The 15,440-nt window shown below is 38.3% G+C and carries 15 protein-coding genes; 2 read left to right on the forward strand and 13 right to left on the reverse strand.

Going from position 1 to position 15,440, the window contains the following annotated elements; genetic code table 11:
* Positions 1-10: 10 nt before the first annotated feature.
* The 7 genes from EQ827_RS01475 to EQ827_RS01505 all read right to left on the reverse strand — a co-directional run bounded on the left by EQ827_RS01475 (position 11) and on the right by EQ827_RS01505 (position 7,399).
* On the reverse strand, positions 11-574 hold the full coding sequence (locus tag EQ827_RS01475; protein WP_181189202.1) for a MarR family winged helix-turn-helix transcriptional regulator: 564 nt from the start codon (positions 572-574) through the stop codon (positions 11-13).
* A gap of 227 nt (positions 575-801) precedes the next feature.
* Complete coding sequence (locus EQ827_RS01480) at positions 802-951, reverse strand: hypothetical protein (protein ID WP_181189203.1); 150 nt, start codon at positions 949-951, stop codon at positions 802-804.
* Between the two features lie 116 nt (positions 952-1,067).
* Positions 1,068-2,402, reverse strand: coding sequence for an aspartate aminotransferase family protein (locus EQ827_RS01485; protein WP_181189204.1), 1,335 nt, complete (start codon positions 2,400-2,402; stop codon positions 1,068-1,070).
* A 222-nt stretch (positions 2,403-2,624) separates the two neighbouring features.
* Positions 2,625-3,893, reverse strand: a complete 1,269-nt coding sequence (locus EQ827_RS01490; protein ID WP_181189205.1) for an ABC transporter permease — start codon at positions 3,891-3,893, stop codon at positions 2,625-2,627.
* Positions 3,893-4,579, reverse strand: coding sequence for an ABC transporter ATP-binding protein (locus EQ827_RS01495; protein ID WP_181189206.1), 687 nt, complete (start codon positions 4,577-4,579; stop codon positions 3,893-3,895). Before EQ827_RS01495 ends, EQ827_RS01490 begins: the two co-directional genes overlap by 1 nt.
* Positions 4,580-4,743: 164 nt before the next feature.
* Positions 4,744-5,826 (reverse strand): S66 family peptidase, encoded by a 1,083-nt coding sequence (locus EQ827_RS01500; RefSeq protein ID WP_181189207.1) that lies wholly within the window; start codon positions 5,824-5,826, stop codon positions 4,744-4,746.
* A gap of 172 nt (positions 5,827-5,998) precedes the next feature.
* The gene (locus EQ827_RS01505) at positions 5,999-7,399 is read right to left on the reverse strand and encodes an amino acid permease (RefSeq protein WP_181189208.1); all 1,401 of its coding nucleotides are present in this window, start codon (positions 7,397-7,399) and stop codon (positions 5,999-6,001) included.
* Between the two features lie 537 nt (positions 7,400-7,936).
* Between EQ827_RS01505 and EQ827_RS01510 the strand changes: the two genes are divergently transcribed.
* Both EQ827_RS01510 and EQ827_RS01515 read left to right on the forward strand, forming a co-directional pair.
* Positions 7,937-9,112 (forward strand): aminotransferase class I/II-fold pyridoxal phosphate-dependent enzyme, encoded by a 1,176-nt coding sequence (locus EQ827_RS01510; protein WP_181189271.1) that lies wholly within the window; start codon positions 7,937-7,939, stop codon positions 9,110-9,112.
* A gap of 14 nt (positions 9,113-9,126) precedes the next feature.
* Positions 9,127-10,116: a D-2-hydroxyacid dehydrogenase gene (locus tag EQ827_RS01515; protein WP_181189209.1), complete on the forward strand. Its 990-nt coding sequence runs from the start codon at positions 9,127-9,129 to the stop codon at positions 10,114-10,116.
* A 165-nt stretch (positions 10,117-10,281) separates the two neighbouring features.
* Here EQ827_RS01515 and EQ827_RS01520 read toward each other — a convergent pair whose 3' ends face one another.
* The 6 genes from EQ827_RS01520 to fabF are packed head-to-tail and all read right to left on the reverse strand — an operon-like array spanning position 10,282 to position 15,437.
* Positions 10,282-11,052 carry an acetyl-CoA carboxylase carboxyltransferase subunit alpha gene (locus EQ827_RS01520; protein WP_181189210.1) on the reverse strand — a complete coding sequence of 257 codons (771 nt, stop codon included), beginning with the start codon at positions 11,050-11,052 and terminating at the stop codon, positions 10,282-10,284.
* Positions 11,049-11,915 carry an acetyl-CoA carboxylase carboxyltransferase subunit beta gene (locus EQ827_RS01525; RefSeq protein ID WP_181189211.1) on the reverse strand — a complete coding sequence of 289 codons (867 nt, stop codon included), beginning with the start codon at positions 11,913-11,915 and terminating at the stop codon, positions 11,049-11,051. The genes EQ827_RS01520 and EQ827_RS01525 overlap by 4 nt, the downstream gene beginning before the upstream one ends.
* Before the next feature lie 2 nt (positions 11,916-11,917).
* On the reverse strand, positions 11,918-13,288 hold the full coding sequence (locus EQ827_RS01530) for an acetyl-CoA carboxylase biotin carboxylase subunit (RefSeq protein ID WP_181189212.1): 1,371 nt from the start codon (positions 13,286-13,288) through the stop codon (positions 11,918-11,920).
* Positions 13,289-13,299: 11 nt separating this feature from the next.
* Positions 13,300-13,746 carry a 3-hydroxyacyl-ACP dehydratase FabZ gene (fabZ, locus tag EQ827_RS01535; protein ID WP_181189213.1) on the reverse strand — a complete coding sequence of 149 codons (447 nt, stop codon included), beginning with the start codon at positions 13,744-13,746 and terminating at the stop codon, positions 13,300-13,302.
* Between the two features lie 15 nt (positions 13,747-13,761).
* Positions 13,762-14,208, reverse strand: a complete 447-nt coding sequence (gene accB, locus EQ827_RS01540) for an acetyl-CoA carboxylase biotin carboxyl carrier protein (protein WP_181189214.1) — start codon at positions 14,206-14,208, stop codon at positions 13,762-13,764.
* Positions 14,208-15,437, reverse strand: coding sequence for a beta-ketoacyl-ACP synthase II (gene fabF / locus EQ827_RS01545; RefSeq protein ID WP_181189215.1), 1,230 nt, complete (start codon positions 15,435-15,437; stop codon positions 14,208-14,210). The genes accB and fabF overlap by 1 nt, the downstream gene beginning before the upstream one ends.
* Positions 15,438-15,440 lie beyond the last annotated feature (3 nt).

Genomic DNA, 15,440 nt, shown 5'->3' on the forward strand with positions numbered 1-15,440 from the left:
CTAATTGATTCTACCAATGATGATGCTTTAATCCTGAATATCGCTCCCAACTACCAGGTTCAAAACGAGGAAAGTGATGTCTTGGTGAACAATAAGTATGTAAGGCTTGATAACGTTGATCTCTTAAGTCAATATGCTTTAAATTATCTAATAACTTAGTTAACAAATGTACGAATTGTTCCTGCTCTGCGGCAGTTAAATTAGCGAACACCTCTTGATTCAAAGACTCCTGGGCTGTCTGAACGTGGGAAATAGCCTGCTTGCCTTTAGCAGTCAACTTTAAAATTGTCACACGCTTATCATTTTCTAAAGGCTCTTTTTCCACAAAATCTCGTTCTACCAACTTATTAACTAAAGCCGTTACCGAACTAGGGCGAATATCGAGAATTTCTGCAATTTCACTGTTAGTTAATCCATCATGCTGTGCAATCAAACGCAAGACGCGACCGGGGCCCCGGCCTTCAACACCAAAATCACTATGCCGATAATGATTTTGGTGAATTGCCATAATAAATTCCGGGTTCCTGAGTAATTTAGTAAAAAGATCAAATAAATTTTGCGTGTTCTCAGACATTTTAAGACACTCCTTCACAGGTTTATTTAACAAATCGATTAATTAGTTAGATTTATATTTAACTAACTAATATTTATAATAAAACATTTCCTGCTTATCGTCAATTAAAATATTCAGATTTAATAACTGCACTTCAAGTATAGTCATAGCAAAACTGCCAAACACAAAAATAGGATTGGAACAATTGTCCCAATCCTGTCATAAGTAATGTTCATAATTAAGCTTCGTTATTTCTTAGCTTTATCAATTGCATCTTTAGCTGATTCTTTTAAATCTTCAGCCTTATCCTTTGCTTTACCAGCAACCTTTTGTGCTTTGCCTTCAACTTCTTTAGCAGCGCCTTCAACCTTATCTTTCATGTTATCCAATTTACTCATAAAAAATTCCTCCTCATATTTTACAACTATCTTTATTATACATCAATTTGAATGAGAAAAAAGGGTTAGAATCATTTTAAAAAACTATCACTTAATGTAATAAGCTTTAATAATTTTTACCAACCGATTTGTTCAGCATTCGCTGGCAATTTCAATTTACCAGCTGCTAATTCAGCAAACGCTTGTTCAAATTTAGCAAACACTTGTTGTAATTGTTCACTGCTAATTACTAACGGCGGCTGAAAGCGTAATGTATATCCGCGTAAACTAATAATTAAGACGCCTAATTCAAACATTCGATAAATCAACTTCGTAGTCATTTGAGGATCAGGTTTGCCGGTGGCTGCGTCAACAATATCAATGCCCCCATCTAATCCATAAAATCGTACACCTCCAATAAAATCAAATTGCTGCTGCATTTTAGTAAAGAAGGCCTGGGCTTGGAGACCTAACTGCTGTGAGCGTTGGAGCAAGTGCTCATTTTCCAAAACATCAATAGTAGCATTAGCGGCTGCCGTCGTGACAGGATTACCAGCAGTAGTGTAAGTGTTAGCTGGTGCTTGTAAGGACTGCATGATTGGAGTTCGCCCAATAATTGCACTTAAAGGCAGCCCTGAAGCTAAAGATTTACCTACAGACATTAAATCCGGTTCCAAATCAAATTGCTGAATTGACCACCATTTGCCTGTCCGCCCCATGCCTTGATTAACTTCATCAATAGCAAAAACAATCCCATGCTCTAAAGCAAATTGGCGTAAACGACGCAAATATTCTGTTGGTGCTTTGACAATGCCGCCATCACCTTGAATTGGTTCAATAATAATAGCCGCCACTTCTTCAACTGGCAAATATGTAGAGAATGGCAGTAAAAAGGCCTGCCATTGCCGCTCAATAAAATCAGTCAAACTTTCAGCTGCGGGTTTTTGACTAATATCTGGATAAGGTGCCTTAACAATTCCTGGCAGTAAAGGACCAATCTTACGGCTCATATTCAAACTTACACTAGAGATACTAATCGAACCGTAGGTCGAACCATGATATGCCCCTGTAAAACTCACGATATATTGGCGCTTGGTATAAGCACGAGCATATTTAATAATGGCATCATTGGCGTCTGAACCAGAATTGCCCCAGCCCACCTGAACTGGACCACTAATGGGAGCTAATTGAGCTAAGCGTTGGGCTAATTGAGCGGCTGGTCCATTAGCAAAATAAGTAGGTGTATATTGAATGAGCTTTTTAGCCTGTGCACAAATGGCTTCTACCACATGGGGGTGCGAGTGACCTGTATTAGTCGAAGAAGCACTGGCTAATAAATCAATGTAATCTTTGCCATCTAAATCTGTTAGAATGGCGCCTTGGCCCCGCTCAATTACAATATCAAAATATGGAATCCTGACTGCAGGTGCTAAAACTTCTTTTTCAGTTTTCAAAACATCTTGTTGTTTCATAACTATCAACCCCTTTTTAATTAAAATAATCTCTAATTTATATATAACTTATTATTAATCAATTAAAATATGATTAATATCATCTAACATTTACAAAGATTTGTCAATACACTATTAAAAATAATATACAATAAAAGCCGAGGCCAATGTTTACCTCGACTTTTTATAACTAATTTTTATTTAGCATTAGTACTAGTAATAACGCCCAATATTGTTGAATTTTTATTCATAACGCAAAGCCGTCATTGGATCTAGTTTAGCTGCTCGCCGTGCTGGTAAAGTTCCTGCCAAAAAGGCAATCAGCAAAATAACAAGAACAATCAGCAGCACTGAACTCCAGGTGAATTGCACTAATGTAAAGCCGGCCAATCCCTTCAAAAAGCTGTTTGCAGCTACTTGATTTAAGATTTTCCCTAAACCGGCAGCTAATAAAATACCCATAACTGAACCAATTAAACCAATTAATAAGGATTCACAACTAAAGGTTAAAAAGACTTTACCACGGCTCAAACCAAGGGCTTTCATTAAGCCAATTTCCCGAGTCCGATCGCGCACGGACATGTACAAGGTATTAATTACGCCAAAGCTGGCTGCTAAGAGGGCAATAGCACCAAAGACAATTAAAACTCCAGTAATCGCATTTACTATTTGCCGCAAGTTGCTGATGGTATCCTGAAGTGTTAGGGCTTGATAGCCTTGGTCAGCTAACTGCTTTTTAACTTTAGCAATGTTTGCATCAGTGGGATTCTTCACTGTGGCAGTAGCCCCATAGTAGTTTTGTTTCATCTTGGCCGGTAACCCAGTTTGATTAATATCCGAAACTTTATCTGCTAAGCCCTGACTAATAATAGATTGGCCAGCTAAAAGAATACTTGGATTTCTAACGCCAACAATCTTCGCTGATACAACAGTTTGCTGGTTGGTAGCTTGTGCCGATGCAGCCACTTTAATGGTCTTGCCGATAGCTTGCTTAGCAGACTTAAAACCTAAGACTTTGACATAATCACTTGCTAAAACAATTTCTGAGTTGGTGCCTTTTTTAGCCGCTTGGCGACCTTGCTTCAAATCAACATTTACCCCAGTTGGCGGTTGGGCTTGAATAATGTATTTAGAATGATTAGGACCTTGGACATAGTCAATACTAGAATCTTGGATCGGTTGAACATTCTTCAAAGATTTCATTGCTTTAAGTTTTTTTAATTTTTTAGGCGTGATATTTTCTTGATCGGTAGCACTGCCCCGATTAGCATCATATTTTTTGGGTGCATCGGTTTTTTGATCGGCACCGGTGGAAGGAATAATCTGCATTACATCTTTTCTGCCAACATTGGCTACTTGCTTGGAGACATAATCATTAACGCCATTATTAATGCCCAGCGTAATCGCAATTGTTAATGCCCCAATCATGACCGCAACTACCGTCAAGATGGTCCGGCCTTTATTGTGCCAAAGATTAGTATTTGCTGAACGTAAAATATCCGAAAATTTCATTAGTTTTCTCCTTTTTCTGCTACAATTTGGCCATCTTTGATTTGAATTTGCCGCTGGCATTTAGCTGCTAATTCGTCATCATGAGTCACAATGATTAAAGTGATATTGTGCTTTTGGTGTAAATCAAACAAAATATTTTCAATAATTTCACTAGTATTAGAGTCCAGATTGCCAGTTGGCTCATCCGCAAAAATGATTTGAGGATTATTCACTAGAGCTCTAGCAATACAGACCCGCTGTTTTTGTCCTCCAGATAAATCACTGGCACGATTATTTTTCTTCTCGCTTAAACCAACTGCTTCAATTGCCGCCAGGGCTTTTTCTCGGCGCTTCTTACCTGTAATACCAGCAATTTTTAAGGGCAGCATTACATTTTCTAAAACCGAATCCTTAGCATTTAAGAAAAATTGTTGAAAAACAAAACCAAATGTTTGATTACGAATTTTATTTAAGGTCTTAGCCTTGATATTTTGAGTAGGCTGACCGTTTAGCGTAATTGTGCCCGAAGTTGGCTGATCTAATAAAGCCATAATGTGCATTAAAGTCGACTTGCCGGAGCCACTTTTACCAACAATGGCTACTGATTCGCCCTGTTCAATTTGTAAACTTACGCCACGCAAAGCCTGAAACTGTGAGGAACCTTTGCCGTATGTACGGACAATATCTTGGGTAGTTAATAAGCTCATTTCATTATCCTCCTCGTGTTACTGTGTATTATGTACATAGTATACCACAACCCTGCTAAAATAAAAGTCTTTTCAAAAATTTTTTTAAAAAACCCCACAATCATTAGTCTTTAACTAACAATCATGAGGTATGTCAATACTTTTTCAAATCAGAGATGGCCTTATTAATCAACATCTTGAAACCATGGTTCCATAATTGTTAAGCTGCGTTGATCAAAATCAATTTGAGCTTGGGCACCATATGGTAGAGCCGCCCGCGGATAAGCATGGCCAAAATTGCAATTATACAAAATAGGCGTTTGCTCTAGGTCAGTCATATCTAAAAGTACTTGCTGATATTCGGTATAATATTTCTTATTTTGTGGCTTTCCCACAATAATGGCTTTCACAGCCTGCAAAACACCAGCTGTTTTTAAAATATTCAGTAATTTGCGATATTTATCTGGCGTTGGCTGATTTTCACTGGTTTCAATAAATAAAATCTTGTCTTGCCATTCTTGGACTGACGGAAAAATCTGATACTTAGAATTAATAGCTATTTCTTCATGATAGCGTGATCCTACTAACAAATCAGTCAAAGTTTCAATACAACCGCCTAATAATCGTCCCTCAACTAGACCGTGTCCGCGTAAAACCACATAACCTTCATCTTTATGCTGTGGACGTAAGGTTCCAACTTGAGCCGCCGAAAAATCTGTCCGCTCTTCATACCAAACAGTGCTAGCTTCCACAGTTGTTTGTGTTGAATTGACAAAATAATGCTCCAAAGTTCTTTTAGTGTAAGGCAGCAATTGGGGACTCAATTCAGCTAAGTCATTTAAAAAGTTAGGACCATAAAAGCTCTGCATTCCTATCTGATAAAACATCAAGTGATTTACTGTTGTATCTGAAAAGCCACTAAATAGCTTGGGATGATGGAGAACATTTTGCTTAAATTTTTCATCTTCTAGTAAATAAGGAGCTAATTTAAAAGCATCTTCACCACCAATAGCCGCAAAGATTCCTTTGATTTGCTCATCTGCAAATGCTTGCTTCAAATCTTGGGCGCGAGCTTGAGGATGGGTTTTGAGATAATTAATTCCTCTTAAAGTATTGTCCATAAAAACAGGCCGCAACCCAAATTCTTGCAAGCGTTGAATGCCCAGTTGGCGTTGATGGTGGGCAAAATTTTCTCCTAATGTTCCTTGAGACAAACTAACTATAGCTACTTGATCACCCTTATGTAACATTGGTGGTTTAACTAACATCACTATACCTCCTTTAATAATTTAAAAATGTTAAAGTTACTATACCGCAATTAAGGTCAGCGTCAATTAATTTTGGTGTTAATTTATATCACTTCTTAAAGCAAATAATGGTGCTTTTCAGTTCATTTTCATGAACTAAAGAGCACCATTGTTTATTTATTAAAAGCCAGTGTTAATCATGAGCCTTTTTTTGGTTTAAATTACTATGATTAATACTGTATGTCAAATAAATTACGATTCCAATCGCAAACCAGATAGCTGAAGCAATCCAGGTAATTTGTTTCAATTTAGTCATCAAGTAAAGACATAAAATTAGCGAAATAATCGGCAAAACTGGGTATAATGGTACCTTAAAACCGTCATTTTTAATATCTTGGCGTTTTCGTAAAGGTACAACTCCAATCGAAACAAAAGCAAAGGCAATTAACGTTCCTATATTAACTAATTCAGCTAACTGGTTCAGATTAATAAAGCCACCCATAACTGCGATGATAATGGTTACAACAATTAAACTATTATTAGGTAAATGCTTATCGTTAATGCTTCCTAAAAATTTCGGCAGCAAACCATCACGACCAATCGCATAAACCAGCCGAGAGCTACTATAAATCATAGTCACCATCATCGTAAACATACCAGCCATGGCTCCTACGGAAATGATACCCGCCACAGTATTCAAGTGGAAAAATTGCAGTGCAAAGGCCACAGGATCAGCAACATTTAATTTGGTATAAGGAACCATCCCGGTTAGAACAGTCGCGACCGCCATATACAAGATGGTTGCAACAATCAAAGTACCAATAATTCCAATAGGCAAATTCTTTTGTGGATTTTTAACTTCTGGTGCTGATGATGACACAGCATCAAAACCAAGGTAGGCAAAGAAAACAGTCGAAGCACCAGTCAAAACACCGGAAGTTCCAAAGGGCATAAAAGGTGACCAATTCTTTGGTTTAACATAGAAAATTCCCACTGCAATAAAAATTGCAATAATCACAATCTTAATTACGACCATCCAGTCATTAATTTTCATAGAGCTTCTCATTCCCCGTGATAACATAGCCGAAATCAATAAAACAACAATCACGGCAACTAAGTTCACATAGGTATGCTGCTGCAAATTCAGTGGTCCGGAAATAGCTTGCGGCAAACTAATGCCAAAGCCTTTCAAAAAAGCACTAAAGTAAGCAGAAAATCCTACAGAAACTGTCGCGACCGCTAACATATATTCCAAAATGAGGGCCCAACCAATAATCCACCCAATCAACTGTCCAAAAACAATATTCCCATAAGAATAAGCACTACCAGCAACTGGCAAGGCAGAAGCAAATTCTGCATAGCACATAGCCGCTGTTGCACACACAACTGCCGCTATCAAAAAGCTCAAAATAACTCCGGGGCCACTAACAGTTGCAGCCACAGTTCCGGGTAAAATAAATATTCCTGTTCCGATAACTGCGCCAATCCCTAAGGCCATTAGATCTTTAGCACGCAGTGTCTTTTGAAAATGTACGTCTTCTCGCAAATATTGTTGTACATCGGCCTTTTGTGTAATTTTCTGCCAGATTGACACAAGCATCATCCCTTTAATTAATTTGTACTTCGTACAATAGGTGAAAATTCACCTCTTGTCAACAGCTTCTAATTATAAACAAATTAAATCTACTAATAAAGGCAAATTTTGCCAGTAGCCTCCAAGCCCTTGGTATAACAACATTATCGAGCCTAAAATATTTTTTTAAATTGTTTTTTAACTTAATAAATTAAATTAAAATTAAAAAAAGCTTGACATTTACCGGTTAGATATATTAAATTAGAGACAATTCAATTTAAGTCAGGAGAAATCATTATGTTAAATCTTCAAGTTCGACAATTGAATGCGTATTATTACTTTCGTTTCTTTAGTTAGTGTTTGTACTCAATCATATGGGTGCAAACACCAGACAAGTGTTTGACACCTGTAGGAACGAAAGCTTATTTACTTGAGTAAACTTCGACCTAACAGGTTCAAGAAAATCTGCTAGGCCGCTATCATAATTAAACTTAAAGTAGCCCAACAGATTTTCTTAAAACAAATCTGTTGGGTTTTTTATTTGGAAAGGATGGAATTATTATGCAAATGAACCAATATCTTAATCATCAACTCAGCCAAGTCAAGCCTTCAGCAATTTTGGCCTTCTCTATGTTCGCTAACAAAATTGAGAATGTCGTGAAATTCACTCTCGGTGAACCCGACTTTAATACACCTGAGCATATCAAACAGGCTGCAATCACCAGCATTCAAGATAATCACTCACACTATGCGCCTAGCAATGGTACCCAGCCATTACGCCAAGCTGCTTCAAATTTCTTAGCCAAAAAATATGACCAGCATTATGCTCCTGAAGAAATTATTGTCACTGCTGGCGCTACTGAAGGTATTTATACTGCAGTCATGTCGGTTTTAAATCCTGGAGATAAGGTAATTATTCCTACACCAACATTTCCTTTATACATTGCTGATACTATCTTAGCTGGCGGACAGCCTATCTTAGTTGATACTTCCAGCAATAACTTTAAATTATCACCACAAATGTTAAAGCAAGCAATCCAAGATGCTGGTTCTGGCGTGAGATTAGTCATCTTAAATTACCCTAGCAATCCAACAGGTGTTACTTATACCCAAAAAGAATTAGATGGTTTGGCGGCAGTCCTCAAAGATCAACCAATCTTTGTCCTCTGTGATGAAATATATAGTGAATTAAATTATGACGGACCACATGCCAGTTTATCCAAAAGCCTGCATGAGCAAGTGATTTTAGTTACTGGTGTCTCCAAGTCACATGCCATGACTGGTTGGCGCATTGGTTTGCTCTGTGCACCTCAAGCAATTACTGATGAACTTAGCAAAATCCATCAATTCACCATTACTTCAGCAGCCACAGTCACACAAGATGCCGCTGCAGAAGCTTTACAAAATGGCCAAGATGATGCCATTCCTATGCGTCAGCAATACCAAAAACGCCGTGATTACATCGTCGAACAAATGAGTCAAATGGGCTTTGACTGTGCAACACCTAGTGGCGCATTTTACATTTTTGCTCATATTCCGTCTGATTTAGATCAAGATGACGATCGTTTTGCTCATGACTTAGCTACCAATGGCCAAGTTGCTGCAGTTCCCGGTTCCTACTTTGGACCTGGTGGCGCTGGCTATCTAAGATTTAGTTACGCTACCAGTATGGAAGAAATCCAACGCGGTATGCAGCTGATGCAAACTTACGTCCAAAAGCAACGCCAAAAATAAGGAGGAGTTAAACAATGAAATTAATTTTACTTAGTGTACGTGATGATGAATTACCAGCCATTAAACAATGGCAAGCCCGCCACTCTGATATTAAAGTACAAACTGCCAATTGGGAACTACATCCTGATACCGTTCAACGCTTGCAAGGCTTTGACGGTGTGATTGCACAACAGCGGAGTCAAATTGAAGATGAAGTTTACCCACAATTAAAAGAATTAGGTTTCAAACAGTTAACAACACGAACTGCCGGCTTTGACGTGATTAACTTACCACTAGCGACTGCTAATGGACTAAAAGTCAGCAATGTTCCTGCTTACTCGCCCCATTCAGTGGCTGAATTAGCCCTAACTCATACTATGCGCTTAATTCGGCAATTACCACTTTTTGATGCCCGTATGGCTCAGCAAGATTTTCGCTGGCAAGGGCTACAAGCCAAAGAAATTAGCTCTTTAACCATTGGTATCATTGGAGCTGGACGCATTGGCAGCACCACTGCTAAAATCTTCCATACTTTAGGTGCCAAAGTAATCGCCAACGATACCAAGCCCAATCATGACTTAGATGCTATCTTAACCTTCAAAAGTAAGGAAGAAGTATTACAAGAATCAGATGTTGTCTGCTTACATGTCGACTTAAACGAAACTTCTAAAAATTTAATTGACGCTAAAGCCCTCAGCCTCATGAAGTCAAGTGCTTACATCGTCAATGAGTGCCGGGGACCCGTTATTGACACCGATGCTTTAATTGCAGCTTTAAAGAAAAAACAGATTGCTGGTGCAGCTTTAGATACTTTGACTGGTGAAGAGAACTTCTTTAATGTTGATCTACACGGTCAAGAACTCCCTAGTGAGCAATTAAAGCAACTACGTGCCATGGATAATGTCATTATTACCCCACATATCGGATTTTACACCAATATTGCTGTGCAAAATATGATCGATATTAGCCTCGATGATGCCGTTCAATTGATTAAAGATCAGCCTTGCGAACATGTGTTGAACTAGTTTCTTCCATTATATATGCAGAATTTAAAACCCTAATAAAGCATAGACGCAATACTCCAGTTTATTTTTCAATTAAGAAAAATACATTTTTGTTGATGGCAATTAAAGGATATGACAGTAACAAAAGAACTAATTATCTTCATGAATCACTAAAAAATTCCGGTTTTATAAAGACCGGAATTTTTGTTTGCGTTTATTTAATAATTCAGTTGGTGTCAACTGATCAAAATTTACTAATTGCTGAATTATGTGACGCCGCAACTGATTGTTATCATCCCTCAACCACGATTCAGGAATTATTTTATCAATAACGTGATGCTCTTTTAGCCACTCCGGATTAATATGCATTAATTCTGCTGCTTGCTCCGCAAGATGAGCATCCTTCCACATAATTGAAGCAAAACCTTCGGGGGACAAGACCGTATACATACTTTTTTCTAGCATCCAAATTTCATCTGAACATGCTAAGGCCAAAGCTCCCCCCGATCCAGCTTCGCCAATAATAATAGTTAAAATAGGCGTAGGCAACTGGAGCATTTTACTAATATTTTGAGCAATTACCTGGCCTTGTCCTTCGGCTTCCGCTTGCTCATCGGGATAGGCACCTGGAGTATTAATCAAACTAATAATAGGAAGATTTAAGTCAGCCGCTGTTTGCATAATGCGCAAAGCCTTGCGATAGCCTGCGGGAACCGGACTGCCAAAATGGGTTTGCAGGCGTTCTTCCAATTCTTGACCCTTATTAGTTGCTACAACTGCAACTGCGCGGTCACCAATAGTTGCATAACCAGCAATCATAGCTGGGTCATCACCATTAACTCGATCTCCCGAAACAGCTACGAAGTCATCAAAAAGGTTGGAAATAATTGCCTTCATATCGGCTTTACTATCACTGCGCGCACCGGACATTATTTCACTGACTTTACTTTCTTTCATACCACTTGTTCACCTCTCCATGTTTGCGCTGCAAAAATAGCCAAAACCCGCTGTAATTGTGCTACTTGTTGCTCGCGAGGGACAATAGCATCTAAAAAGCCATTTTGTAAAACTTTCTCTGCATTTTGAAAATCACGGGGTAATTTTTTGTTTATTGTTTGCTCAATTACTCGCCGTCCAGCAAAACCGATCAAAGCTCGCGGCTCTCCCCAAATTATATCAGCCTGAGAAGCAAAACTAGCTGTTACCCCACCAGTTGTAGGATCCATCAAAATTGCCAAATATAACAAATGAGCTTGCCGATGGTCATTAATTGCCTGGGATACTTTGGCCATCTGCATTAAAGACAATATACCTTCTTGCATACGTGCACCGCCCGATGCCGTTAAAAGAACTACCGGCAAATTTTGCTGAGTAGCTCGCTCAAATAATTTTGTTAAACGCTCACCCGTCGCAGGTGCCAAGCTGCCCATAATAAAATAGGGATCCATTATTCCTAATGCTACGGAATAATCACCAATTTTTGCTTTTCCTGTCCAAACAGAATCTTGCAGTTGCGTTTTATTTTGCGCATCTTTAATCTTTTTCAAATAATCTGGAAATTGTAAAGGATCTTGCGTTGAAATTTGGGCATCCCACTCTTGGTAAGTCTTGGTTAGCATTTTTAAACGTTGATGGGCAGATACGCGAAAGCCATAACCGCAATCCGGACACACTTGGTAATGACCAGCTTTTCGAAAATAAAAATGGGCATGACATTTCGGACAAGTACGGAATAAACCTTGAGGAACATTAATCTTATAATGTTGTAATGCATCTTTGGGATGACGTACAAAATTACGAAAGCGATCATTAGCGTCCATTTTTAAGCTCCCTTTTGCTGCCTTTTAAGGATTTGACTAAAATTTTGATCAATGTAATTAATTTGATATTTTCCAGAAGTCACCATAGGCTGATTAAGTAATTCTTGTAAAAACGATTGATTAGTCTTTAAACCTTGAATCTCTAATTCTTGTAAGGCATTTTGTAAGCGAATTAAAGCTTCCCTACGATTAGCGGCATGCGCGATAATCTTAATAATCATAGAATCATAATAAGGGGAAATTTGATCTCCACTTTTGACTGCACTTTCTAAGCGAATTCCTAGGCCTCCGGGTAAATTTAGCTGGCTAATTAGACCCGCTTGTGGTCGAAAATCATACTGAGGGTCTTCAGCATTAATACGTGCTTCTATGGCAGCCCCATTTAAGATAATATCTTCTTGATTAAAGTCTAATCGCTCGCCGGCTGCTACTTTAATCTGGGCTTTTATTAAATCGATCCCAGTAACTTCTTCAGTTATGGGATGTTCTACTTGTATGCGGGTATTCATTTCCATAAAATAAAAATTTTGTTTATCATCCAGCAAAAATTCTACAGTTCCTGCATTCTGATAACCAATTTCTTGTAAAGCTTTAATTACAATTTGTTGAATTTTTTGACGTTGCTTCGAATCAATTAAAGCACACGGACTTTCTTCGATTACTTTTTGCTGTTTACGTTGCAAAGAACAATCTCTTTCGGGAAAAGCAACTACATTTTGAAATTGATCTCCTATGACTTGAATCTCAATATGTTTAGCTGGTGAAATAACTTTTTCTAAATACATACGTTGATCACCAAAAGATAATTGGGCTTCTTTTTGAGCACTTGTAAAGGCACTGGGTAAGTCTTCTAAGCATTGCACCTTGCGGATTCCTTTACCGCCGCCACCGGCCACTGCCTTTAACATAACAGGAAAACCTACTTGCTGGGCAATTTTATTAGCTTGATTGTAATTTTCAACAAATCCAGTACTTCCAGGAATGACGGGCACATGATGAGCCTGCATAGTAGTTCGCGCATTAGCCTTATTACCCATTAGTGAGAGAATCTTAGGATCTGGTCCAATAAATTTTAACTGGCAATCAGTACATAATTGTGCAAATTCTGCATTTTCAGCTAGAAAGCCGTAACCCGGATGAATGGCTTGAGCGCCTGTGAGAACAGCCGCACTAATAATATTTTCCATATTAAGATAAGAATCACTTGGAAGTGGACCCCCGATGCAAACAGCCTCATCAGCTGCTTGTACAAAACGAGCATTGCGATCAGCAGTAGAGTAAACAGCTACCGATTTAATCTGCATTTCTCGTAAAGCCCGTATAATTCTTAAAGCAATTTCGCCCCTATTTGCAACTAAAACTTTGGTAAACAATTCATCACCTACTATTCGATCGCAAAAACCAAATCACCACTGCAAATACACTTCTCACCAATATAGGCATTAGCATGGCCTAAGCCAGCATTTCCACGTAATTTATCTAAATGTACTTCCAATTTTAATTGATCACCTGGACGAACCATTTGTCTAAATTTCACCTTTCGAATACCACCGAAATAAGCTGTTTTTCCCTTAAAAGAAGGCAAGCTCAATAGGGCAATTGCTCCCGTTTGCGCTAAAGCCTCGACAATTAAGGCACCTGGCATTACTGGGTTGCCTGGAAAGTGACCTTGAAAAAAGTTTTCATTAACAGAGACATTTTTCACACCAATAGCATATTCACCTGGTTGATAGTCTAAAATTCGATCGACTAATAACATGGGATAGCGATGTGGCAATATCTTTTGTATTTGATTAGCTTCTAAAATTTTCTTTGTATTTGCTGAATCCATAAATTCATCCTCTTTTTATTGAGTTACTTTAATTAATGGCTGATTATATTCCACAACTTCTTCGTCAGACACTAATATTTCACTAATTGTCCCACTAATTTGGCTTTTAACCTTCGTCATCATTTTCATTGCTTCAATCACACAGACTACATCACCCTTTGAAACATGATCACCAACCTTTTTATAAGGTGGCTGCTCAGGTGAAGACTGTAAATAAACAATCCCTACTAAAGGGGCTTTGATAAAGTCTGCATCAATTTTATTTGTTTTTGTTGTTGAAGTTGATGATTCAGTTTGCTGATTACTAGGAGTCAAATTAGGACGTTCTATTTGTTTAACGGCTTGAGTTGCAGTTTTATTTTTATTTAAATATAAATGTCCGCCATCAAAATCTAATTCCAACTCAGTAAAATCACTTTGATTAAGTTGCTGCATCAATTTTTGAATTTCTTCAAAAGTCATTAATCCAACCACCTCTTTAAAGCTAAAACTGCGTTATGACCACCAAATCCAAATGAATTACTTAAAGCATAATTAACTGTTTGTGCACAATCAGACTGCGTGACTAAAGGAATATCACATTCAGGATCAATATTAGTTAAACCGACATTCACAGGCAGCTTTTGCTGCTGCAAGGCAATAACAGTTGCTATTGCTTCAATAGCTCCCGCAGCACCTAATAAATGTCCGGTCATACTTTTAGTGCTAGAAACCCAAGGCAAATGATTAGTGAATAATGATTTAATAGCTCGTGATTCGGCAGCGTCATTGCCTTTGGTAGCAGTACCATGGGCATTAATATAATCAACTTGTTCCAGATTAATTTGAGCTTCTTGGACCGCCAACTTCATTGCTCGAGCAGCTTGTTTACCGCTTGGATCAGGTGAGGTAATGTGGTAAGCATCAGCCGTAGCTCCATATCCTACTATTTCTCCTAAAATTTTGGCGCCGCGATTAGTAGCATGTTCTAAAGATTCCAAAATCAATATTCCAGCACCTTCACCCATCACAAATCCAGAACGATTTTTGTCAAATGGAAGACTAGCTTGAGATGGATCAGTTGCTGTCGATAAAGTAGATAAAGCTGCAAAGCCAGCAATACCAATTTCATTAACGGCTGCTTCTGCGCCTCCAGTAATCATCACTTCACACTGGCCATTTTTAATTTGCCGATAAGCTTCCCCAATTGCATTAGTTCCTGAAGCACAAGCAGTTACTATAGCTGTACAGATACCGTGAGCATGAAAACGCATGGCCAAATTACCAGATGCCATATTAGAAATAGCTGTTGGCACAAACATTGGCGATACACGATTTAAACCCTTATCATGCATCTTAATCACTTGATTTTGGATTGTAGTTAAGCCTCCAATGCCAGTACCTAAAATCACTCCGAAAAGATCATTATCTACCACATCATCAGTTATTTGAGCTTGCTGCATAGCTTCTTCAGCAGCATAAACTGCGTATTGAGTATACTGATCCATTCTTTTAAGATCTTTGCGCGTTAAATGCTGTAAAGGGTCAAAATCGTGTATTTCTCCGGCCAATGTAACACCAGTTGCCGAAGGATCAAAGGTAGAAATAGGTTGAAAACCGACCTTTTGCTGAAATAATCCCTTTTGAAAACTAGGCACATCATTGCCAATAGGAGTAACAGCTCCCATGCCTGTAATTACCACTCTTACCATTAT

The sequence above is a fragment of the Bombilactobacillus bombi genome (assembly GCF_013607485.1).
Classification (GTDB): Bacteria; Bacillota; Bacilli; order Lactobacillales; family Lactobacillaceae; genus Bombilactobacillus; species Bombilactobacillus bombi_A.

What these genes read in the sequence shown, in the direction of transcription:
- EQ827_RS01490 (WP_181189205.1), bottom strand. Translation starts at nt 3,893, where the DNA reads ATGAAATTTTCGGATATTTTACGTTCAGCAAATACTAATCTTTGGCAC.
- EQ827_RS01515 (WP_181189209.1), top strand. Translation starts at nt 9,127, where the DNA reads ATGAAATTAATTTTACTTAGTGTACGTGATGATGAATTACCAGCCATT.
- EQ827_RS01520 (WP_181189210.1), bottom strand. Translation starts at nt 11,052, where the DNA reads ATGAAAGAAAGTAAAGTCAGTGAAATAATGTCCGGTGCGCGCAGTGAT.
- EQ827_RS01475 (WP_181189202.1), bottom strand. Translation starts at nt 574, where the DNA reads ATGTCTGAGAACACGCAAAATTTATTTGATCTTTTTACTAAATTACTC.
- EQ827_RS01500 (WP_181189207.1), bottom strand. Translation starts at nt 5,826, where the DNA reads ATGTTAGTTAAACCACCAATGTTACATAAGGGTGATCAAGTAGCTATA.
- EQ827_RS01525 (WP_181189211.1), bottom strand. Translation starts at nt 11,915, where the DNA reads ATGGACGCTAATGATCGCTTTCGTAATTTTGTACGTCATCCCAAAGAT.
- fabZ (WP_181189213.1), bottom strand. Translation starts at nt 13,746, where the DNA reads ATGGATTCAGCAAATACAAAGAAAATTTTAGAAGCTAATCAAATACAA.
- EQ827_RS01495 (WP_181189206.1), bottom strand. Translation starts at nt 4,579, where the DNA reads ATGAGCTTATTAACTACCCAAGATATTGTCCGTACATACGGCAAAGGT.
- EQ827_RS01480 (WP_181189203.1), bottom strand. Translation starts at nt 951, where the DNA reads ATGAGTAAATTGGATAACATGAAAGATAAGGTTGAAGGCGCTGCTAAA.
- EQ827_RS01485 (WP_181189204.1), bottom strand. Translation starts at nt 2,402, where the DNA reads ATGAAACAACAAGATGTTTTGAAAACTGAAAAAGAAGTTTTAGCACCT.
- fabF (WP_181189215.1), bottom strand. Translation starts at nt 15,437, where the DNA reads ATGGTAAGAGTGGTAATTACAGGCATGGGAGCTGTTACTCCTATTGGC.
- accB (WP_181189214.1), bottom strand. Translation starts at nt 14,208, where the DNA reads ATGACTTTTGAAGAAATTCAAAAATTGATGCAGCAACTTAATCAAAGT.